The organism is Streptococcus parasanguinis CC87K, from assembly GCF_000507765.1.
GTDB classification, from domain to species: Bacteria; Bacillota; Bacilli; order Lactobacillales; family Streptococcaceae; genus Streptococcus; species Streptococcus parasanguinis_J.
Genome location: NZ_KI669403.1, coordinates 202,385 through 223,705, shown reverse-complemented (window position 1 = coordinate 223,705; position 21,321 = coordinate 202,385). Strand labels below are relative to the sequence as shown.

The following is a 21,321-nucleotide window of genomic DNA, read 5'->3' as shown; positions in this document are numbered from 1 at the left end:
TTTTTAATCACTGTTAACTATCAGTTTTTAAATGGAATTTTTAAAATCCTTTAGATAGTTTTCTAATTTCTTTTTCATTTTTGCTTTTCCTTGACATCTTCTGTTTGTTAGTAATGCTTCATATTGTTCTTTTTCTTTTACTGTTAATTTTTCTTTAAAATCCTTTAAAGAATCTCTTAGAACTACCAGTTCGTCTAAATACATTTTTCTTGATGAAATTCTGTGGCTAATTTCCCCAATTTCAATATATGGAAGTCTATTAATTTTTCTTTTATCACTTTCCTGTTGTCTTATTTTATCTTTAATATGATTACTAAATTTTGTTTTGAAATATGTATAAAGTAATTCTTCATTTGTTTCAATTTCAGGATTCTTTTGATAAAGTTCAAACAGAGTTAGCTGACCTTCTTGTTCCCAATCATCTTTTTCCCATAATTGAATATAATATTCTTTTTCACATTTTCTTACGATATATTTTACTTTTTGATACATTTTATTAAATTCCATAAGCTCTCCTTTACTTTTATCTGTATTTTATAAAAATAAAGAAGCCTATTGGACTTTTTTTCTATTCTGCACGTTTTTTTAACTATTTGGTTATTATTTTAACTATTTTGGTCAAATACACAAAAAAACTGCCACTTGGTGACAGTTTATCGATAGTCCGTACGGGATTCGAACCCGTGTTACCGCCGTGAAAAGGCGGTGTCTTAACCCCTTGACCAACGGACCATTTTTACAACATATTCTATTATACAGAATATTTTTACTCTGTCAACACTTTTTTAATAAAAAAAGAAGGAAATATTTTCCTTCTTTTAAATTAGTTGTTTTCTTCTAATTTTGACTTAATCTCATCATAGGATAGAGGTTTTGCTTCTTCTTCTAATTCATGTTCTGAATTTTCGGGCATTTTTCCTGTTTCGTATAATGATTTAATTTGGACACTATCCAAGGTTTCATATTTTAATAGAGCTTCGGCAATCAGTTTATGCGTTTCTCTATTTCCTTGAATAATTTCCGCAGCTTTATTACGGGCTTCATTCAACAGACCACGAACTTCTTCATCGATTTCGTAAGCTGTTTGTTCTGAAATCATTTTTTGTGGACTTTGGGCACCAAACATCGCATGATTTCCTTCATATTGAACCGGTCCAAGTTTTTCACTCATACCATATTCTGTTACCATCGCACGCGCCATTTGGGTTGCTTGTTCAAAATCATTTGAAGCACCTGTTGTTTGCGAATTGAAAATAATTTCTTCGGCAACACGTCCTCCCATGAGCCCTGCTAATTGTTCTTTCATATCTTCTTTAGAAAGTAACATTTGATCTTCTTTAGGAAGGGCAATCATGTAACCGCCTGCGCGACCACGTGGAACAATGGTAACTTTATGAACCACACGAGCATTTGATAAGACAAGACCAACGATCGTATGACCAGCTTCATGATAAGCAACCATTTCTCGTTCTTTTTGTGAAATCGTCCGATCTTTCTTAGATGGACCTGCAATAACACGATCTTCTGCTTCATCGATATCAGCAGCATCAATTACTTTTTTATTTCGACGAGCCGCTACCAAGGCTGCTTCGTTCAAAACATTTTCAAGATCAGCACCGACAAATCCTGGTGTCTGTTGAGCAACCAGTTTTAAGTCGACATCTTGAGCAAGTGGTTTATTCTTAGCGTGAACACGAAGAATCGCCTCACGACCTTTCACATCTGGACGTCCAACCAATACTTTACGGTCAAAACGGCCAGGACGAAGAAGGGCAGGGTCAAGAACATCAGAACGGTTGGTTGCTGCGATCACGATGATTCCTTCGTTGCCTTCAAAACCATCCATCTCAATCAAGAGCTGGTTAAGGGTTTGTTCACGTTCATCATTTCCGCCACCAAGACCTACACCACGTTGGCGCCCAACAGCATCAATTTCATCGATAAAGATAATGGCTGGTGCTGCTTTTTTAGCATCTTCAAAAAGTGAACGAACCCGGCTAGCGCCGACTCCGACAAACATTTCAACGAAGTCAGAACCAGAAATACTGAAGAATGGCACTCCAGCTTCACCAGCTACTGCTTTTGCTAAAAGGGTTTTACCAGTTCCGGGAGGGCCTTCAAGAAGCACACCTGCTGGGATTCTTGCACCCAATTTAGTAAAGCGTTTTGGATCTTTTAAAAATTCAACAACTTCAACAAGTTCTTGTTTTTCTTCTTCAGCTCCTGCTACATCTGAAAAACGAACTTTAATATCTTCTTTATTAGCAGCGCGGGCTTTATTACGACCAAAGTTCATGGCACCGCGGGCACCTCCGCCACCGCCTTGGTTCATCATTGAGAAGAAGAAGAACATGACGATAACAAATGGAACAATTGAAGTCAGAATGGTTATCCACATGCCACTTGAGCTTTCACGTTTGATAGTGATTTCCGCTTTGTGGTCAGCTGCTAATTTTTGTAATTCATTGACAGTGATGTCAGATGGAAGGATGACACTAGTAAAGCGAGATACTTTTTGAACACTTGGGGTAAAAAATTGAATTCCTGTATCATCTTTTGATTCTTTAGCTTTATTATAGGTCCCTGCAATTTCAATCACACTACCATTTGGTTGGTAACTGATCGTTTTTACATTATCATTTTTAATTTCTTTGACCAATTCTGTGTAGTTGATTTGCTGACTTTGACCAACTCCATTACCCGCAAAAAAGTACTGGAACCCTGTCACAGCCGCTACAATAATCAACAAATACAGAAATGGATTTCGAACAAAACCGTTATTTTTTCTGTTATTCATCTAGTCTCCTCTATTTTGAGTACACTTCCTCTTTTAATACACCAACATAGGGTAGGTTACGATAATTTTCATCATAGTCTAAACCATATCCTACAACAAACTCATTTGGAATCGTAAAGCAGGTATAATCTGCTTCAATCTCAACCAAACGTCCTTCAGGTTTATCCAGTAAGGTAGCAATCTTCACAGATCCTGCATTTCGTTCTTCAAAGAGTTCTTTTAGACTCTTGAGGGTTTTACCTGTATCGATAATATCTTCTACAAATAAAATATCTCTACCAGTAATATCTTGGTCGATATCCTTGATAATATTAATAATACCTGAGCTTGCTGTACCACCATGATAACTTGAAACCAGCATAAAATCCAATTCAATATGTGTATCCACGTGGTTGATCAACTCTGCCATAAATGGAACAGAGCCTTTCAAAATTCCAACAAAAATTGGATTTTTTCCTTGGTACTCTTTTGTTAGGGTTTCCCCCAATTTCTTTGCTGCTTCTACAATTTCATCATGTGAAACCAATACTTTTTTTATATCTTTTTCTAACATGTTTTTACCTATCTATTTTTTGAATATAAAGATCATCTTTCATTATACCACTTTTTGAGGGCTTACTCAAATCACTCGTTACCAATCCCACTACAGAAAGAATATTATGATTCTGTTCTATAATGAGAGCCTTTTGCCGAAGAGAAATTGGAATTTTATGGTTGATAAACCACCGCCTTAATTTTTGATGGTGGCCATTAACAAGCAGCTGATCTCCTTCCTTTCTCCTTCTAATTAAGATGGGAGTTTCGCGTGAAACAGAAAGAATTTCTACATTTTCCCCTACTAATGGTTGTCCAAAAGATAGTTTATAATTTGCAATTTCAAAAATATTCCCAAATTCTAACAAAAATGGGAGGGGTTGGTCATCCGACTTTTGACTGATTTTTTGTATTTCAAAGAAATCATATTCTTGATGTAGTTCATAATTCGACTTTAAATAATGAACGCAATTTCTTTTTTTTCGCAGTAAATCTAATAATTCTTGAAACTGTACCCTACCAAGTTGCAAATCTGGAAATTGTGCCAAATACTCTTCTAATAAGAATGATTGTACAGAATCAGAATACGTTCTAAAAGAAGCTAAATCTTGAATACTTAACTCGCTAGTCAATTCTTTCAGGGCTTGGTGCCAATGAGTCACTTCCTCTGCTAAATAACGAAGACTTGCTTGCATTTGAGGATTTTCTTTTTCAAATTCAGGAAGGTATTGATGGCGTACACGATTTCGGAAATAGTCCTGTGAGTCATTGCTACTATCTTCAAAGTGAGGGATTTCCATCAACTCATCTTTGGTAAAAATTAACAAAGGACGGATTAGCTCACCCTTGCCAAATGGTTGGCGTACAGGAATGCCACTTAAATGGCGTAATTTTGTTCCTCGTATCAAGCGCATGAAAGTTGTTTCAGCTTGATCATTTGCATGATGACCTGTTACTAAAGCAGTGCAATCTTCTTTCTCCATAATCTGTTTAAAAAAATCATAACGAAAGGTACGAGCTTTTGCTTCCGTAAAATCACCCGAATAGTGAGCCACATGAATACGTGTCTCTCGCCTATCAGCTAGCGTTCGAAGTTCACTTTCTTCTAAATCTGATTCTGGTCTTTGTCCATGATTGATATGAGCGAGTACCAGATGGATTTTCAATCGTTCTTTATTCTTATATAAAAGTTCATACAGATTCATTGAATCCAATCCACCAGATAAGGCAACTAAAACACGGCGATGGGGAGTAAATAGATCTTGTTTTTCACAAAACTCTAAAAATCGCTTTTCCATTATTTCAATACCTCATAGATATCCTTTGAAATGTTGGAAATCGTATCATAATTCGAATGATCTGTAAAAACGACTAGTACATAGGGTGAATTTGTGTATACAATCGCAACATCATGTCTAAAATCATAGGCATCTCCAATTTTATGAGCAACTTTTACTGGAAGGTCACGCGCAATCCGTTGATCATCATATTTTGTAGAGGAGAGTGCATCAATAATAGAGCCATTTTGTTGATAGACAGCCTCCATGACATTGCCAGCCATTTCAGCGGATGCTTCTCTTTTTTCAACATCCCAATGTTTCTTTGCAATTTTATCCAAAGTTTTTTGGAAGTCTTGATCTGATTGATGAGTGACATAATAATTCAAGATATTATGTCCAACATTATCTGATTCTTTTGCAATTTTATCTACCAACTCTTGAACACTATATTCTTTTCCATCTGGTGTTTTTGAAAGGCTACCACTTCCTTCTGGTTCATAGCCACCTTTGAAATCATTGACTTCTGGAATATATTTGTAGGTTGTAGTTGGAGAAATGGCTTTTTTCTTGAGCTGTTCTTGGACGTAGTACAAGTATGGTAATTTCGTTACACTGGCAGAATACATTTCTTTTTGCGGATTGATTCCAGCAGTATTTCCAGTCTCTAATTGTTTTACATAGATTCCATACGAAGGAGAATTGTATTTACTATTTAACAAGTCCTGGACTTTTTCCATTCGATTATCTTTTTCAGTAACGAATGGTTTGTTCACCCAGCCCTGACCTTCAATCTCCACAAATTCATCTCGTAAAGTCTTAGCTGTACGTAAGACTGTCACTTTTGTATAAGGAGAAAGAGGTGTATTTTTTTCTTTTGCACCATTTATTAAGGGTCGGTCATACACTTTAAAACCAGGTTTTAGCCACATGTCTTGTTTTTTTTCTTGTGTTTCTTGTACAACATCAGAAAAAATGACAGAAGAATCTGCTAATACATATCCTTTATCTGCTATTTTAAATACAGCTTTCCCTTCATCATTTACAAAGAGTTGTTCGATTGTAAACGGTGTGTTGGGAAGAATTTCTCCTTTTGCTTTTTTCAACTGAGGATCAGAAAAAACAGAAATTTTGCGATAGACATTCGGGTTCGCTGGAATTGAAGAAAAATAAAGTTCTGATGGATGAGCCATTGTCTGAGAAGACTCAGACTGCTCGATACTCGCTGCTTGAGACCCAATAAATAAAATTGGAACTAACAATAGGAGCAGAAATCGTTTAGACACCTGTATTCCTTTCCTTTTCATCCTTTTGAAGTTTAATCATTTGGTTTTTCTTTTTTAATTCCTCTAATTTTTCATCCGAAAATTCAAGGAATTGTTTAACTGTTTGTAAGATATTTTCCATCGGTTATTGGGGGAGTAAATCTGGGATGGTATAAACATATTCACCATCTTTTGAAAAAGAATACTTAGCGCGTGCATATTTTGTTGCATAATCATCGTCTTTTAATTTTTTAGCGATGTCTTGTTGGTATTCTTTTTGTTCACTTGTTTCTTTATACTCTTTTTCCAACTGTTTGTATTGTTCTTTTTTATCTTGTAGCGATTGATAGCTCTGGGCTAAATTATAAGTTGGAAGAATAAACAATAACATGACCAATATCAAAACGAGCCCCAGAAAACGATTGCGTTTTTTTCTTTCTTCTTCTAAAAAACGTTTTCGCTGACTTTCGTCTTTGATATATTTATTGTTCATTTGAACGATATTTTTAGGCATCTTCTTCTATCCTTGTTTCACTAATTATTTCGTACATTTTGGATGCATCTTCTTTTTTTGTACTATCCAACATTTCCAAGACTTTAACCGTCAATACTTTATTTCCAAAACGAACTTCAATTTGATCATTCACTTTCAAATCCGTTGAACTTTTGGCTAATACTCCATTAACTTTGATCCGCCCTTTATCTGCAACTTCCTTTGCAACAGGGCGACGCTTAATAATGCGAGAAACTTTTAAATATTTATCTAATCTCATACTGTCACCTCTAACATAGTATTGTATCATTTTTTATACATAAAATGCGAAAAATGAGCTGAGAACTGCTAGTTCTCTTCTTTTTCCTGTTTAATTTCCAATAAGGTTTGACCAAATTGCTTCAGAGCTTCTAAAATTTCAAAATCTTTCTTGTTTCGAATATCAAAGATCACTTCAATCAATCCCTTTTCTTCTGCAATCTGTGCCTTCAACTGTGTCATTGACAGAGCTTTGAAATAATCCTGTGTTAAAAACAGTTGTTTGGCAATAGGTTCAAATTTCACTGTCACTTTTTGTTGTTTTCTCTCAACAAGACGGACAAAGACTTGATCTAAGTAAGCTTTCACTAAACCAATTTCAAGTAGATAGGCCACAACATCTGGGTATTCTCCAAAACGATCAATCAATTCATCTTGCAAGTATTCATAGTCCGTTGTAGAATTCATTTCACGAATTTGTTTGTAAATTTCAATTTTTTGACGTTGATCTGAAATATATTCATTAGGTAAATACGCATCTATTTGAAGGTTCAACTCTGCATTGCTCTTTTGCCGACGATGCTCTTGGCCTTGTTTCTTAGCAATAGCTTCTTCTAACAATTGAGAATACATTTCAAAACCAACTGAATCGATGAAACCAGATTGAGAAGCTCCAAGGATATTCCCTGCTCCACGGATCGATAAATCTCGCATAGCAATTTTAAATCCAGACCCCAACTCAGTAAAACCTTTAATCGCTTCTAAACGTTTTTCAGACACTTCTGTAAGAGATTTGTCTGGACGATACATCAAATAGGCATAAGCAATTCGATTGCTTCGTCCCACACGACCTCTTAGTTGATAAAGCGTTGAAAGTCCCATATGATCCGCATTTTCAATAAAGAGCGTATTGGCATTTGGAATATCCACACCTGTCTCAATAATGGTTGTCGTCACTAAGACATCGTATTCGCCATTAATGAAATCCAACAGGGTATTTTCTAAGCGAACCTCACTCATCTGACCATGAACAAAGCCAATCGAAGCCTCTGGAATCAACTCTTTTAATTCAGACACCTTTTGTTCAATTGTATCTACCTTGTTGTAAAGATAATAGGCTTGTCCTCCACGATCCATCTCCCGCAACACAGCGTCTCGAATAATGGTTGGATTGGTCTCTAATACAAAAGTTTGCACAGGATACCGATTGGTCGGAGGTGTTTCGATGACAGACAAATCTCGAATTCCTAGCATAGACATGTGAAGAGTTCGAGGTATAGGGGTAGCTGTCAAGGTAAGCACATCCACCTTTTTTTTCAATTCTTTCAAGGTTTCTTTGTGCTTCACTCCAAAACGTTGTTCTTCATCGATCACGATTAAACCTAAGTCTGAAAAAACAACATCTTTGGACAAGAGACGGTGAGTTCCAATAATAATATCCACTCGTCCTTTTTTCAACTTTTCAAGCGTTTCTTTCTGCTCTGCCTTACTCTGGAAACGACTTAAAACAGCAACCTCTACTGCAAAAGATTCAAAACGCTCCTTAAAATTGGCATAATGTTGTTGGGCAAGAACAGTGGTAGGAACCAGCACTGCTACTTGTTTATGATCATTTACTGCCTTAAAGGCTGCTCGCATAGCGACCTCTGTTTTTCCAAAACCGACGTCTCCAACCAGCAATCGGTCCATCGGACGATTCGATTCCATATCTTTTTTAATTTCTTCAATGGAACGTAATTGGTCATCTGTTTCAATATATGGAAAATCTTGTTCAAAAGCCTCTTGATTTTCATCATCTTGGGAATAGGCAAAGCCTTCTAATTGACTACGCTCCGCATAAAGTTTTATCAAATCATCCGCAATGTCCTCTACCTGGGTCTGAACCTTTTGCTTCGTTTTTTGGAAACGCCCATCGTTTAACTTGTTAATTTTTGGCGTTTTTCCATCACTTGCAACGTATTTGGACAACATCTGAATCTGATCGACAGGAATCGAGATGCGATCTCCATTTTGATATTGAATTGAAACATAATCACGATGGACACCCGAAATTTCAATCGTTTCAATTCCCAAATATTGACCAATACCATGAACTTGGTGAACAACATAGTCCCCTTTTTCCAATTCATTATAATTTTTTAGGCGTTCTGCATTGGAAATATTTTGCCTGCGAATCTTTCGTTTGATCTTTTTCTGATAAATCTCTGATTCTGTAATGTAGACAATTTTTTCATCAACAAATTGAAAACCGTGAGCTAATCCTCCAACGACTAATTGACTAGCTTGAGGAATGATCGTATCCCCATCAATATAATCTAATCGAATCCCATACTCTTCTAAATTTTTATGGAGCTGTTGAAGATTGTGATGAGAAGTTGCTTGGACAATAACAGTATAGTTTGATTTTCGATACCGTTCAATTTCCTCTTTTAGTAAATCAAATTGTCCAAAAAACTCCTGCATGGGATATTGATTGAATTGATACAAATGATCAAACTTCAGATTTCCTAATCCTTTTTGAAAGTTTGAAAAATAAGTTGCAGGCGTATATTTTCGTAATGTTGTACTGGTGTCTGCAAAATACACTTGGCGAGAAGAAGCTCTATTTTTATGTAAATCTTCCGTCAAGAGATTAGCTGTATCTAGTTCAAATCTCGCTATTTGGTCTGCTATTTTTTGATAATCATCCAGAAAGACTGGAGTATGTTTAGGGAGATAATCGAATAGGGTATATTGCTTTTTGTAAAAGAAACTAATAAATTTCCTAAGATCCGGATGGAGTTTCCTTTGAGAAATATCTCCCAGAATTTCTGCTAGATAAGATTTAAATTCTTCATTTGCACTCTGTTCTTGCAATTGTTCTATTTGCTGCTGACCACGGATAAAATCTTCCTCTTGCAACAATAGATCACTCACTGCCTTCAGTTGAACTTCTTCAACATTTTCAACAGAACGCTGACTTTCTGGGTCAAAGATTCGGATTCCATCAATCTCATCTCCGAAAAATTCAATCCGATAGGGTTGGAGTTGGTCGATCTCAAAGATATCTAAAATATCTCCTCGTAGACTAAACTCTCCCTGTTGCAAAACTTGGCTCACCTTTTGGTAGCCAATTTTCTGTAATGTTTCACTCAGAGTAGTTAAGTCTATTTCTTGACCAACCTTCAATTGAAAAATGCTAGATGCAAAAACTTTAGGAGAAGGTAATAGTAGTTTTATACCACTCACATTGGTCACAAGGATGCCTTGACGATCTTCTTGGCATAAAAAGTTCAAAGCCTCTAATCGTGCAAATTGCCTTTCTTGTGAAGCAAAAACAAATTCTGCTAAAGGGTTATCATCTCCCAAAAATGTATGGACTTTCTCTTCTCCAAGTAAGGCAATAAAATCACTGGCCAATCGTTCTGCTTCGTTATAACTGGAAGTGATGAGGACTGCTTTTTCAATAGAATCAAAGACTGAAGCCATTACAATAGCCTTTGTGGTCGCAGATAATCCTAAGATCAATTCCCTATTATTTTTTTGCAAACCTTGTTGCCAGGATAGAAGGTTGGAGTTTTGACTCACTAAATCAATTACATTCATCTACTTACCCGTTGTATTTCTGCATGCTTCTTTCAAAATTTTCTTCTACCAAGTAATCGTTAACCGCTTCTTCTACTCGATCGATTGTTTGTAGAATAGTGATGTAATCGCCTTTATCAAATTTTCCTAATACATGATGAACAACTGACATGCCCTGCTTAGGTCTTCCAATTCCAATCTTAATTCGATAAAAAGTCTGAGTTCCAATATGATTGATAATCGATTTGATTCCGTTATGACCTCCAGCTGATCCTTTCGCTCGAAGACGAATCTTACCAACTTCCATATCTAAATCATCGTAAATAACCAAAAGATCTTCAATATCCAGACCATAATAAGTCAGAAGGGCATGGACTGCTTTTCCACTCTCATTCATGAAAGTGGTCGGCTTTACAAAATAGACCTTTTCTCCATTCAAAAATGTTGAGGCGATATCAGCTTGAAAAATCTTATCATGGGAGAAAGTAAGATTTAAAGACTTTGCCATTTGATCAACTAACATAAAGCCTACATTGTGTTTCGTTTCAAAATACTTATCACCTGGATTTCCCAATCCAACAATTAATTTCGTCATCTCTTTCCTTTCAAAACACTAAAAGGGTTGGAAATATTTTTTCCAACCTTTACATTTTTTTAACTATCTTATACATTAAAACGGAATTCCATGATGTCCCCGTCTTGGACAACATATTCTTTTCCTTCTTCGCGCAAGCGTCCTGCTTCTTTTACAGCCTTTTCAGAACCGTATTTAACTAAATCATCATAGGACATGGTCACGGCACGAATAAATCCTTTTTCAAAATCAGAGTGGATGATTCCAGCAGCTTGAGGAGCTTTCATACCACGTTTGAAGGTCCAAGCACGCACTTCTTTTTCACCAGCTGTGAAATAAGTGCCAAGTCCCAACAAGTGGTAAGCTGCACGCGTGAGTTTATCAACTCCAGACTCTGTTAGGCCAATTGCCTCTAAAAATTCTTGTTTATCTGCATCATCTAGCTCAGAAATTTCTTCCTCAGCACGCGCAGAAATCACCACGACTTCCGCATTCTCTGTTGCCGCAAAGTCACGAATTTGCTTCACATACTCGATAGAATCTGGATCTGCAACAACATCTTCATCCACATTGGCTACATAAAGAACTGGTTTGGTAGTCAAAAGGAAAAGTCCTTTCACCACTTTTTGTTCTTCCTCCGTGAATTCAATGGTCCGAGCTGATTTACCATCTTCAAGAACTGGTTTGATTTTTTGTAGAACATTAAATTCCGCAACAGAATCCTTATCTTTTTGTGTACGAGCGATTTTTTCTACACGCGCATAGCGTTTATTGACAGACTCTAAGTCGGCTAAAATTAATTCTAAATTGATGGTATCAATATCTGCCAGTGGATCAACAAAGGCATCTTCACGACCTTGCTCCCGCATGACATTTTCATCATCAAAAGCACGCACTACATGGACAATGGCATCTACTTCACGGATATTGGCCAAGAATTTATTACCAAGTCCTTCTCCCTTAGAAGCCCCTTTCACAATCCCAGCAATATCTGTAAATTCAAAAGTAGTCGGAACTGTCTTCTTAGGAGTAATCATTTCCGTCAATTTTTGGAGGCGTTCATCTGGAACTTCTACCATCCCGACGTTTGGATCAATGGTTGCAAAGGGATAGTTTGCGGCCTCTGCTCCTGCTTTTGTAATTGCGTTAAATAGGGTTGATTTACCAACATTTGGTAAGCCAACGATACCTGCTGTTAATGCCATTTTTCTTTTTTCTCCGTTCAAATTTCAATCTCTTTTATTATAACATAATTCAAAAGACAAGTAATGAAAAATAAAATATTTCATGACCTTTGAAACTAGATTTTTTCATCAAACTGTAACGTTCTAAAAAGATAAAAATGATATACTATATTTAACAATGAACAAAGGAGTTTTTCAGATGAAAAAACAAATATGGAAATCTATTTTTCTTTCTTTAATCGCTATCTTTACGCTCTTTCTTCTTGGAGCTTGTGGACAACAATCTGTTCAAAAATCCTATCTTCAGGCAATCAACCAAGAAAAGAAAACAGATGTTCGTATTACACTAGAACATAAAGGTGATAAAGCGATCAGTAACCAAACCACCACTACTATTTATTACAAAGAGGCGGGAGTTACGAAAGATCAATTAAAGGAAATGATCGATAAATATGATGAAGAATACAAAGATGTCAAAGGATTCACACATTCTGCTGAATATAAAGATGATTATATGGTTGAAAAAACAACACTAAATTATGAAAAGGCAGACTTAGATCAGCTAATTGAAAAGAAATTAGTAACGACACAAAAAGATAAAAAAGTCGACTATATCAGCTTCAAATCAACTTTTGATATGATGAAACAGGGTGGTTTCAAAGAAGTTAAAAATGGAAAATTTGAAGAATTAAAATAATCGAAAAGGTTCGGTCACATAAGTGACTGAACCTTTTATAGTACTTTCTTCATTTTCTGTTCAAAATCATGGCGACTCATCATGACCACATGATCACAATTGCTACACTTGATTTTTATGTCTGCACCAAGTCGCGTAATTTCCCAACGATTTGCCTTTTTGCCTGTTTCTTTAATCACACAAGCGTGAGGCTTTTTCATTTCTACAAAATCACCTAACGTATACATGATTCACCTTTGTTAATTTGTGCGAACTGGCGTAATCAATTGAATGAACCCTTGTTCATTTCCTTCTGGAACCAATGTAAACGGTCTAACAGAAGAAATAAAACGAATAACAACTTGTTCACTGTCAATAGCTTTGAGCGCTTCAATCAAATAAGTTGGATTAAAGCTAATAGACAAATCCTCTCCTGAAACGGCGCTCGTATCGATCTCTTCATTTACTCGCCCAACTTCTGGTGAATGAACGTGGGAAGAAACCACTCCATTTTTGAACTCTAATTTAACCGTTCCGTTTTGAGTCGCATTTGAAAGAAGACGAGCACGCTCCATTGCAAATCGAAGGTTGGCCACATTGAAGGTTGCCTCTGTATTGAATTCTGTTGGAATGAGACGGTCTGTATCAGGATAATTTCCTTCTAGCAAACGGGTATAGAAACTAATGTGTTCACTTCTAAAGAGAATTTGATTGTTTGCAAAGAAAACTTCAACTGTTTCAATATCATCAGAAAAGACAGAGGTGAATTCACGAAGAGAGCGACTTGGGATGACAACATCAAAGTTGTCTCCATTTTTCTCCAGTGTAATCACTTTTTGACTCATACGGTGAGAGTCTGTTGCTACTGTTTTTAGCTCTTTATTATCCGATAGAACAAAGTGAACACCTGTCAAAATTGGCCGACTTTCTTGTACACTTGCTGCAAATGCTGTTTCATTAATTAATTGTTTTAATAATTTTGTTTCCAAAACTAATGGATTACTTGCAGCAATTTCTTGAATACGTGGATATTGATCTGCATCTTTTCCTTTAAGTGTAATTTCTGATTTTCCACTTGTTAAAAGAACCTGTTTTTGTTCAATCTCTTTAAAATCTAAAGTAACATCTGGTAAACTTGAAACCACATTAATAAAGAAAGTTGCTTCTAATAAAATAGAACCTGGAGAGGTCACCAATAAACCAGCATTTTCATCTTTGATAGAAATAAAGTTTTCAATTGAAATTTGGCCATTCGATCCAGATAAGGCAACTCCTTCTGGAGTGACATCAATTTTAATCGTGGAAAGGATTGGGATAGCATTTTTTGAACTGATCGCTCTTTTGGTAGTATTTAGTGCTTGTAAAAATAAAGTTTTGTTAATAGAAAAATTTATCATGGTCATTCCTTTTATTTATTTTATGATTAGTAAATTAATAGTAATAGTAGATTGTGTGGAAGTTGTGGAAAACTCTCAGAATCCTGTCTATGACTTGAAAAGTTACTTGTTTAAAAATTGTGCATAACCCCTAGAAGTTTAGAGGAAGTTATCCACAGATTAATTTAACTTTTTCTTGATACTTTGAATTTCGAGTCGTAGATTATCATCTGTGTCGACCATACTTTTAATTTTTTCATAGGCATGAATGACAGTCGTATGGTCTTTCCCACCGAATTCTTTTCCTATTCGAGGAAGTGAGTTGTCCGTCATCTCTCTTGAAAGATACATGGCCACTTGTCGTGCTAGGACAATATTCTGAACTCTTCGCGAACCTTTGATTTCTTTTACACTGACTCCATAAAAGGCTCCAACTGCTTCCTGAATTTTTTCAATGGGGATGACAAGCGTCTTGCTATTATCGTTTTTACGAGCTCGAATAGCTTCAGCTGCAACATCGATCGTAATTTCTTTTAGTTTTTTCACCTTCGCCATTAAAGAAATATCATTTAAGGCACCTTCTAAGTCTCGGACATTTGAATCAAACTGACCAGCTAGATATTCTAGTGTGTCATTAGGAAAAATATAATCTAGATCTTCAATTTTATTTCGTAAGATGGCAATCCGAGTTTCAAAATCAGGTGGTGTTATATTTTGCGTTAGTCCCCATTTGAAACGAGTAACCAGCCGCTCTTCAAGACTATCTAAATGATCCGGACTTCGATCGCTTGTTAGAACAATCTGTTTGTTGTCGCTATGGAGAGCATTAAAGGTATTAAAGAATTCCTCTTGAGTCGTGACTTTTTTCCCGCCAAGTGACTGGATATCATCGATTAGTAAAAGATCAAGACTTCGATAGGTATTCTTGAACGTCTTCATTTCTCCTAATCGAAGGTGTTCTAAAAATTCATTAATAAAGGTTTCTGCTGGGACATACTTAACCCGTGCATTTGGAATATTTTCTAGGATTTGATTTCCAATTGCGTTCAATAGGTGAGTCTTTCCAAGCCCTGGTCCACCATAGATAAAGAGAGGGTTGTATGTTGTTGCAAGATTTTCAGAAACTGCAAGCGCTGCTGCTTTCGCCCAAATATTTCCATCCCCTTGCACAAAATTATCAAAGGTGTACTTTGATTTCAGGCCTGTATCAATTTTAGGCAACGGTTCGGTTGTTAAGCTACCTGAAGATAATCTCCTGTTCTCACTGCTATGACTACTAGGAATTTCTTCGGTATCTTCAAAAACGAAATGGAACTTCAAATCTGTATTGTAGACTTCAAAGCTGGCTGTGATCAAAGCATTTTTTAGATTTGTTTCCCAAAATAATTCTTTATAATTTCCATCAAGATAAATGGTAGCCGTCTCTCCATCGATTTTTACTAATTTTGAATCGGCGACAAAAAAATCATAGGCACTATCTTTTAGTTGTAATTGGGCTAATTCTAAAAAACGAGACCAAAATTGCTCTTCTTGTGACACTATCAGACTTCCCTCCTTTTCTTGAATTGTATCAAATCATACGTACTCCTATTCTACCACAAACAAAAATAGTTTTCCACAGGCTAAATTTCATGAAATTAAATTATAGTTTTAAACTTTTTCCACAAGTTGTGGATTTAAATTCACATTGTTTTTAAAAGTTATCCACAAAGTGGGGATAACTAGTGAATATCCTTATTTTTCTGCTATTTACAAAAGATTTTTATGGTGGAAAAGCTTGTCAATACAAAAAATAAAAATAACAGCCTTATTTAAGGCTGTTGATAATTCGTTGGTATTCATCAAGACTAGAAAAAGAAATTTGGATAGTTCCTTTATTTTGAGAAGAGGAGTGTATCGTCACATCTGTTCCTAATATTTTTTTCAATCGTTGTTCCTCTTCTAGTAGGAAGCTCTCTTTTGCTTTTTTATTTTTCTGTTTTCTTTTTGAACTGATCTTATTTTCTAATGTTCGAACATTTAAATGATCCTGTTTGATTCGCTCCAACCAAAAGCGCTGCTCTTCTTCATCAAGAGGAACAAGAACACGCGCGTGAGCCGAAGAAATATCATTTTGAATGACTGCTTCTTGAACAGAGGGAGCTAGATGTAACAAGCGAAGCATATTGCTGATATAGGGTCTAGATTTCCCCATAAATTGAGCGATTTGGTCGTGCTTATAGCCATGATCAACTAGCTTCTGGTAGGAGATAGCTTCTTCAATTGGATTGAGATCTTCTCGTTGAAGATTTTCAATAATGGCTTGTCGCATCATTTCTTGATCTGTTAACTCTTTAATAATCGCAGGAACAAGCTCTAATCCAGCAATTTTTGAAGCTCTAAAACGTCTTTCACCTGCAAGCAATTCAAAACCAATTATTGGAGATTTTCTGACAATAATTGGTTGAATTAAGCCATTTTCTTTGATTGACTGAGCCAGTTCTTCTAATTTTTCTTGATCAAATACTTTTCTTGGTTGGAAAGGATTGGTTCGAATGTCCTTTACCGCTATTTTTTCTAATTTTTCCATCTTATGAATAGAATAACACACCTTTACAAATTCGTAAAGGTGTGTTTACAAGTATGTCAAGAAAGTGAAAGTTAATCGCTCAGATCCTCAGTTGATTTTGTCAACTTGATAGAAGTTGTTTGTTGTTTTCCATCACGATAGAATGTGACCTTGATCGTATCATTGATTTGGTGAGAATAGAGGGCGGATTGTAAATCTGCCGTTGACTCGATATCTGTATCATCGATCTTTGTGATGACATCATAACGTTGCAATTTATCTGAAGCAGGCATATTTTCAAGTGTTGAACGAACCAGTACTCCTCCAGAGATTTTTTCAGGAAGTTTTAATTGGCTTAAATCAGAAGTTGAAAGGTTGGATAAATCCATCATTTGGATTCCAAGAGCTGGTCGAACTACTTTTCCTTTTTCTTCTAGTTGCTTGATAATATTGACAACATCATTTGCAGGAATAGCAAATCCCATTCCTTCTACTGAAGTTTGTCCGTTATTTGAAATTTTACTTGAGGTAATCCCGATGACTTGTCCTTGAATATTGATTAATGGACCTCCAGAGTTTCCTGGGTTGATGGCTGCGTCTGTTTGTAGAGCGCGTGTAGAGATATTTTGTCCATTATCAGCTTTCAAATTCACATTGCGACCTTGGCTAGAAATGATCCCTTGAGTAACAGAATTAGCATAATCTGTTCCAAGAGGGCTACCAATTGCAATTGCAGTCTCACCGACTGTTAATTGGTTTGAATCTCCGAATTCAGCTACTGCCTTTGCTTTATCCGCACTGATGCGAACTACTGCAATATCAGAATAGACATCTGACCCAACTACTTCTCCGGGGACTTTATTACCATCTGCTAAAAGAATGTCTACTTTTTTAGCACCATTGATTACATGGGTGTTGGTAACAAGGTAGGCATATTTTCCTTCTTTTTTATAAATGACCCCAGAACCTTCACTAGAAATTTGTGAGTCAGAGTTTTCTTCTTTTTCAAATAGCCCTTGATTCGAAGAATCAGAATAAGTAATCACAGAAACCACAGCATTTTTCACCTTGTCTACGGCCTCACTAGTTGAGGTTGTATTTTTATAAGCTGTTTTAACAGTGGTTGAGTGTACTTGCTTACTTTCAGTATTTGAAGTAGAAGAATGAGAGGTTTGTAAGGTTAAAAAGGTTCCAAGAATCCCACCTAGAAAACCTACAACGAAAATGAGGGTTATGTTTCCGAGTTTTTTCAGTAAATTAGATGAAGATTTCATATTTTCCTCCTAAGGATATCAAATTGTCTAAAGTATAGAAAAACTTTCTTAATTATATCTTAAATAACTAAAGTTATCCACAAATTGTGGATAACTTGTAGAATTTAGTTGAGAAATGGCTTTAAAAAGGACTTTATAGAATAGATTTCCTTTCTATAGCTGTGGATTATTTGTGGAATTGAAGAATTATGCTACAATAGGGGAATGAAAATTAAATTGATAACCGTTGGAAAATTAAAAGAAAAATACTTAAAAGATGGGATCGCGGAGTATATTAAAAGGCTTGGTCGATTTGCAAAAGTAGAACAGGTTGAGTTAGTTGATGAAAAAACTCCAGATCGTGCCAGTCAACTCGAAAATCAACAAATCCTTGAAAAAGAGGGGGAACGAATTCTCTCTAAGATTTCAGATAAGGAATATGTGATTGTATTAGCCATCGAAGGAAAACAATTTCCTTCAGAGAAATTTAGTCAAACGATTGACCAGATTATGACATCTGGTTATTCAAACCTTACTTTTGTTATTGGAGGCAGTCTTGGTCTGTCTCCTGAAGTGAAAAAAAGAGGAAATCTATTAATGAGCTTTGGTCAATTAACTCTTCCTCATCAGTTGATGAAATTAGTGTTGGTGGAACAAATCTATCGTGCTTTCATGATTCAACAGGGGAGTCCTTACCATAAATAACCTTGACGCTCCTTCCTTTTTCTGCTAAAATGAAGTAAGTCGGTCTCATAGCTCAGCTGGATAGAGCATTCGCCTTCTAAGCGAACGGTCGCAGGTTCGAATCCTGCTGGGATCAAATGAGAGATGCAGCTTTTGCTGCATCTTTTCTTTTATGTAAAAATGTATAATTTTTCATTATCTATTAATTTTTGTATACTTCACTATATACAAATAGTAATGAAATGATTTATTAGGAATATTTAAAAAAAAGAACTAACAATCCCTATATAGTGCAAAGTGTAGATTATATAAATTGTGTAAAATAGTTTTCATTCATGTAACAAAAACATTAAAAACATTACAATTTTACCGATTCCCTTTAATTTTAGGCTATTTTATATTATAATTTTTTGTATATAAAATTTTATTTTTTTATAATAATACTAGAGTATAATAAAATAGAAAAAAGTGGGAGAGTTTGTGTGATTCAGTCATTAATCTTGTCTTTTCTCTTGGGAGGGATCATTGTTCTGACGTTTGCATTAGTGGACGAAAAAATCTATCAGGAACATCAATTTGCATTTATCTTTCTGCTGAGCACCTTTGTTCTTCTTTTTGAAAGTCTCTTAGTATTTTTAGATGTGACTTTATTTTCAAATATTCGACTCTCTGATTTAAATATGCTCTTATGGCCGGTTTATTTATATCCTTATTATCATTATGCCAATCGGACGAATCGCTTGTGCGCCATTTTTTATTCTTTTTTTACTTATTTAGCGGTTGAAGGAACAGCAACTTTTCTGACGATAATTGTCTCTTCAGTGTTGGGAGATGCTGTTGTAGCAGCTTACTCGATTGTCTACAATATGTGCATTCGTTTGGTCTCTTTAGGAATCATTTTGAAGTTAATTGACTTATTTGAATTTGATTTCACTCCTTTTTATGAGAAAGAATTTGAAAAATATTTAAAGAGACTCATCTGTGTTTATTTTGCTATATTTGTAGTGATTAATTTTGCTTTATGGATTAGTGAACAAGCGCAATTTAAAAATTTTGGGAGTATGTTGGCAACGATTTGTTTTTTCTCTTTTGTAGTCAGCTTATTCCATATGAAAATCGAGCGAGATCAGTATCGTAAAAATTTAGAACTGGAGTATAAAGAATTTTCTGAGCAACAAATGAGTCGGTATATGGCTGAAATTCAAAGTCTCTATTCTATTGTTAGGGGATTTCGTCATGATTTGGGAAATTTAGTTATTTCTATGTCATTAGCTATTGAGGAAGAAAATATTCCAGAAATACAGAGAATCCATAGAGAAGTATTGGAAAAAGGTTATAAAGAGATCAATACAGAAGCATTATCAGGATTCAACTTGGTCAATATCAAAGATTCTGCTTTACGAAGTATTTTGATTCGAGGCTGGTTGGATGCAAGAGATGCTGGGGTGGAAATGACCTTTGAAACGAGTGAACCAATCGAGCAACTACCAGTTGATTTATTAGATATCGTGAGAATCGTTGGGATTCTGGTGACAAACGCTTTGGAAGCTTCAAAAGAAGCAGAAGAAAAGAAAGTTCATATTGCTATTTTCTCTATTTCAAAAATTGTTTACTTAGTGATTCATAATACAACAAATGAAATCACTTTTGATATTAGAAAAATATATGAAGAAGGCTATTCGACAAAAGGAGAAAATAGAGGACTAGGATTAAATAATGTGAGAAAAATCTTAGCAAATTATGGAACGATGTTTTTAGAAACGGAATTGCAAGGAAATCGTTTTTTACAAGTTTTGAAGATTGGAGGATACGAACAAGAATGAAGATTTTTTTATTAGAAGATGAGCTCTCTCAACAGATACGGGTAGAAAAACATATTGCAGAAATTGCTAAGGAATTAGAAATTAAACTTGAAGTGATTTCTACCGGTAAAATTTCGGAATTTGAAAATTATATCCAGCATTCGGATATCCACCAATTATATTTTCTAGATATTCATATCCAAGACAATGAGTATTGTGGGCTGGAAATTGCTCAAAAAATACGAGAAGCAAATCCTTATGCCATTATTGTTTTTATTACTACAAAATCAGAATTTGCTTCGATTACCTATCGTTATAAAGTATCTGCCTTAGATTTTATTGATAAAAATTTGAATGAAGATTTATTTAGATTAAAAATTAAGGAGTGTATTGAGTATCTAACGACTATTCAAATTGGAAATGATGATTTGACAGATTATTTTGAGTATGACTTTAAGGATAAAAAGATAAAAATTCCATTTAAGGATATTCTTTATATTGAAACTGTTGGTTCGGCTTATAAATTAAACTTAGTTGGGAAAAATTTTCAAAAAGAAATTGCGGGAAGTTTATCAGATGTCTTGGAGAAAGATGTGGAGGAGAGATATTTCAGTCCCCATCAATCTTTTATCGTGAATAGAAGTATGATCATTGGAATGGATAAGAAAAAGAAACAGCTACTGTTGAAAGAAGGCTATTCTTGTCCAATCTCAAGAAGCAATATCAAACGTGCCAAAAAATTAATTGAAGAGCAAAATTTAGAATTTAGTGCTTGACAATTAGTTAAATTTTGATATAATGGGATATGTTCTGTTAATGAATATATGGTCCGTTGGTCAAGGGGTTAAGACACCGCCTTTTCACGGCGGTAACACGGGTTCGAATCCCGTACGGACTATATCTCATTCCGCCATAGCTCAGTTGGTAGTAGCGCATGACTGTTAATCATGATGTCGTAGGTTCGAGTCCTACTGGCGGAGCTAGTATAGCACCCATTTGGGTGTTTTTTTGTTTTGAAAAAGGCTAGGATAATGAC

The 21,321-nt window shown here is 35.4% G+C and carries 20 protein-coding genes and 4 tRNA genes; 7 read left to right on the top strand and 17 right to left on the bottom strand.

Features of this window, described 5'->3' with window-relative positions:
* Positions 1-27: 27 nt before the first annotated feature.
* The 12 genes from HMPREF1195_RS09225 to ychF all read right to left on the bottom strand — a co-directional run bounded on the left by HMPREF1195_RS09225 (position 28) and on the right by ychF (position 11,967).
* Positions 28-507, bottom strand: coding sequence for a hypothetical protein (locus tag HMPREF1195_RS09225; RefSeq protein ID WP_023920010.1), 480 nt, complete (start codon positions 505-507; stop codon positions 28-30).
* 153 nt (positions 508-660) lie between these two features.
* Positions 661-732, bottom strand: a tRNA-Glu gene (locus tag HMPREF1195_RS09220).
* A gap of 91 nt (positions 733-823) precedes the next feature.
* Positions 824-2,797, bottom strand: a complete 1,974-nt coding sequence (gene ftsH / locus HMPREF1195_RS09215) for an ATP-dependent zinc metalloprotease FtsH (protein WP_023920009.1) — start codon at positions 2,795-2,797, stop codon at positions 824-826.
* Between the two features lie 10 nt (positions 2,798-2,807).
* The gene (gene hpt / locus HMPREF1195_RS09210; RefSeq protein ID WP_021154179.1) at positions 2,808-3,350 is read right to left on the bottom strand and encodes a hypoxanthine phosphoribosyltransferase; all 543 of its coding nucleotides are present in this window, start codon (positions 3,348-3,350) and stop codon (positions 2,808-2,810) included.
* Between the two features lie 4 nt (positions 3,351-3,354).
* Entirely contained in the window at positions 3,355-4,629 is a 1,275-nt protein-coding gene (gene tilS, locus HMPREF1195_RS09205; protein ID WP_023920007.1) for a tRNA lysidine(34) synthetase TilS, read from the bottom strand.
* Positions 4,629-5,894, bottom strand: a complete 1,266-nt coding sequence (locus tag HMPREF1195_RS09200) for a serine hydrolase (protein WP_023920006.1) — start codon at positions 5,892-5,894, stop codon at positions 4,629-4,631. Before HMPREF1195_RS09200 ends, tilS begins: the two co-directional genes overlap by 1 nt.
* Positions 5,887-6,015, bottom strand: a complete 129-nt coding sequence (locus HMPREF1195_RS11360; RefSeq protein WP_003009253.1) for an SP_0009 family protein — start codon at positions 6,013-6,015, stop codon at positions 5,887-5,889. The genes HMPREF1195_RS09200 and HMPREF1195_RS11360 overlap by 8 nt, the downstream gene beginning before the upstream one ends.
* Positions 6,016-6,018: 3 nt before the next feature.
* Positions 6,019-6,387 carry an FtsB family cell division protein gene (locus tag HMPREF1195_RS09195; RefSeq protein ID WP_003009251.1) on the bottom strand — a complete coding sequence of 123 codons (369 nt, stop codon included), beginning with the start codon at positions 6,385-6,387 and terminating at the stop codon, positions 6,019-6,021.
* On the bottom strand, positions 6,380-6,646 hold the full coding sequence (locus HMPREF1195_RS09190; protein ID WP_003002258.1) for an RNA-binding S4 domain-containing protein: 267 nt from the start codon (positions 6,644-6,646) through the stop codon (positions 6,380-6,382). Before HMPREF1195_RS09190 ends, HMPREF1195_RS09195 begins: the two co-directional genes overlap by 8 nt.
* 68 nt (positions 6,647-6,714) lie before the next feature.
* Positions 6,715-10,209 carry a transcription-repair coupling factor gene (gene mfd, locus HMPREF1195_RS09185; protein ID WP_023920005.1) on the bottom strand — a complete coding sequence of 1,165 codons (3,495 nt, stop codon included), beginning with the start codon at positions 10,207-10,209 and terminating at the stop codon, positions 6,715-6,717.
* A gap of 4 nt (positions 10,210-10,213) precedes the next feature.
* Positions 10,214-10,783, bottom strand: a complete 570-nt coding sequence (pth, locus tag HMPREF1195_RS09180) for an aminoacyl-tRNA hydrolase (RefSeq protein ID WP_021154173.1) — start codon at positions 10,781-10,783, stop codon at positions 10,214-10,216.
* Positions 10,784-10,851: 68 nt separating this feature from the next.
* A complete protein-coding gene (gene ychF, locus HMPREF1195_RS09175; protein WP_003010773.1) occupies positions 10,852-11,967 on the bottom strand; it encodes a redox-regulated ATPase YchF in 1,116 nt (371 codons plus the stop codon).
* Positions 11,968-12,145: 178 nt separating this feature from the next.
* Between ychF and HMPREF1195_RS09170 the strand changes: the two genes are divergently transcribed.
* Positions 12,146-12,643: a DUF1307 domain-containing protein gene (locus HMPREF1195_RS09170; RefSeq protein WP_023920004.1), complete on the top strand. Its 498-nt coding sequence runs from the start codon at positions 12,146-12,148 to the stop codon at positions 12,641-12,643.
* Between the two features lie 35 nt (positions 12,644-12,678).
* On the opposite strand, the gene HMPREF1195_RS09165 is transcribed toward HMPREF1195_RS09170, so the two are convergent.
* The 5 genes from HMPREF1195_RS09165 to HMPREF1195_RS09145 form a co-directional block, all read right to left on the bottom strand.
* On the bottom strand, positions 12,679-12,870 hold the full coding sequence (locus tag HMPREF1195_RS09165; protein ID WP_003002008.1) for a DUF951 domain-containing protein: 192 nt from the start codon (positions 12,868-12,870) through the stop codon (positions 12,679-12,681).
* Positions 12,871-12,882: 12 nt separating this feature from the next.
* Positions 12,883-14,019, bottom strand: a complete 1,137-nt coding sequence (gene dnaN / locus HMPREF1195_RS09160; RefSeq protein ID WP_021154169.1) for a DNA polymerase III subunit beta — start codon at positions 14,017-14,019, stop codon at positions 12,883-12,885.
* Positions 14,020-14,178: 159 nt separating this feature from the next.
* The gene (dnaA, locus tag HMPREF1195_RS09155) at positions 14,179-15,537 is read right to left on the bottom strand and encodes a chromosomal replication initiator protein DnaA (RefSeq protein WP_003009237.1); all 1,359 of its coding nucleotides are present in this window, start codon (positions 15,535-15,537) and stop codon (positions 14,179-14,181) included.
* 268 nt (positions 15,538-15,805) lie between these two features.
* Entirely contained in the window at positions 15,806-16,567 is a 762-nt protein-coding gene (locus tag HMPREF1195_RS09150) for a ParB/RepB/Spo0J family partition protein (RefSeq protein ID WP_023920003.1), read from the bottom strand.
* Positions 16,568-16,638: 71 nt separating this feature from the next.
* Complete coding sequence (locus HMPREF1195_RS09145) at positions 16,639-17,820, bottom strand: serine protease HtrA (protein ID WP_023920001.1); 1,182 nt, start codon at positions 17,818-17,820, stop codon at positions 16,639-16,641.
* A 204-nt stretch (positions 17,821-18,024) separates the two neighbouring features.
* On the opposite strand from HMPREF1195_RS09145, the gene rlmH reads away from it, so the two are divergent.
* From rlmH to HMPREF1195_RS09115, 6 genes are all read left to right on the top strand, one after another.
* Positions 18,025-18,504 (top strand): 23S rRNA (pseudouridine(1915)-N(3))-methyltransferase RlmH, encoded by a 480-nt coding sequence (gene rlmH, locus HMPREF1195_RS09140; RefSeq protein WP_003009233.1) that lies wholly within the window; start codon positions 18,025-18,027, stop codon positions 18,502-18,504.
* A gap of 41 nt (positions 18,505-18,545) precedes the next feature.
* Positions 18,546-18,619 (top strand) — tRNA-Arg (locus HMPREF1195_RS09135).
* Positions 18,620-18,965: 346 nt separating this feature from the next.
* The gene (locus tag HMPREF1195_RS09130) at positions 18,966-20,306 is read left to right on the top strand and encodes a sensor histidine kinase (protein ID WP_003009231.1); all 1,341 of its coding nucleotides are present in this window, start codon (positions 18,966-18,968) and stop codon (positions 20,304-20,306) included.
* Entirely contained in the window at positions 20,303-21,061 is a 759-nt protein-coding gene (locus tag HMPREF1195_RS09125; protein WP_003009229.1) for a response regulator transcription factor, read from the top strand. Before HMPREF1195_RS09130 ends, HMPREF1195_RS09125 begins: the two co-directional genes overlap by 4 nt.
* A gap of 50 nt (positions 21,062-21,111) precedes the next feature.
* A tRNA-Glu gene (locus tag HMPREF1195_RS09120) sits at positions 21,112-21,183 on the top strand.
* Between the two features lie 8 nt (positions 21,184-21,191).
* Positions 21,192-21,265: transfer RNA gene (locus HMPREF1195_RS09115), tRNA-Asn, on the top strand.
* The last annotated feature ends 56 nt before the right edge of the window (positions 21,266-21,321 follow it).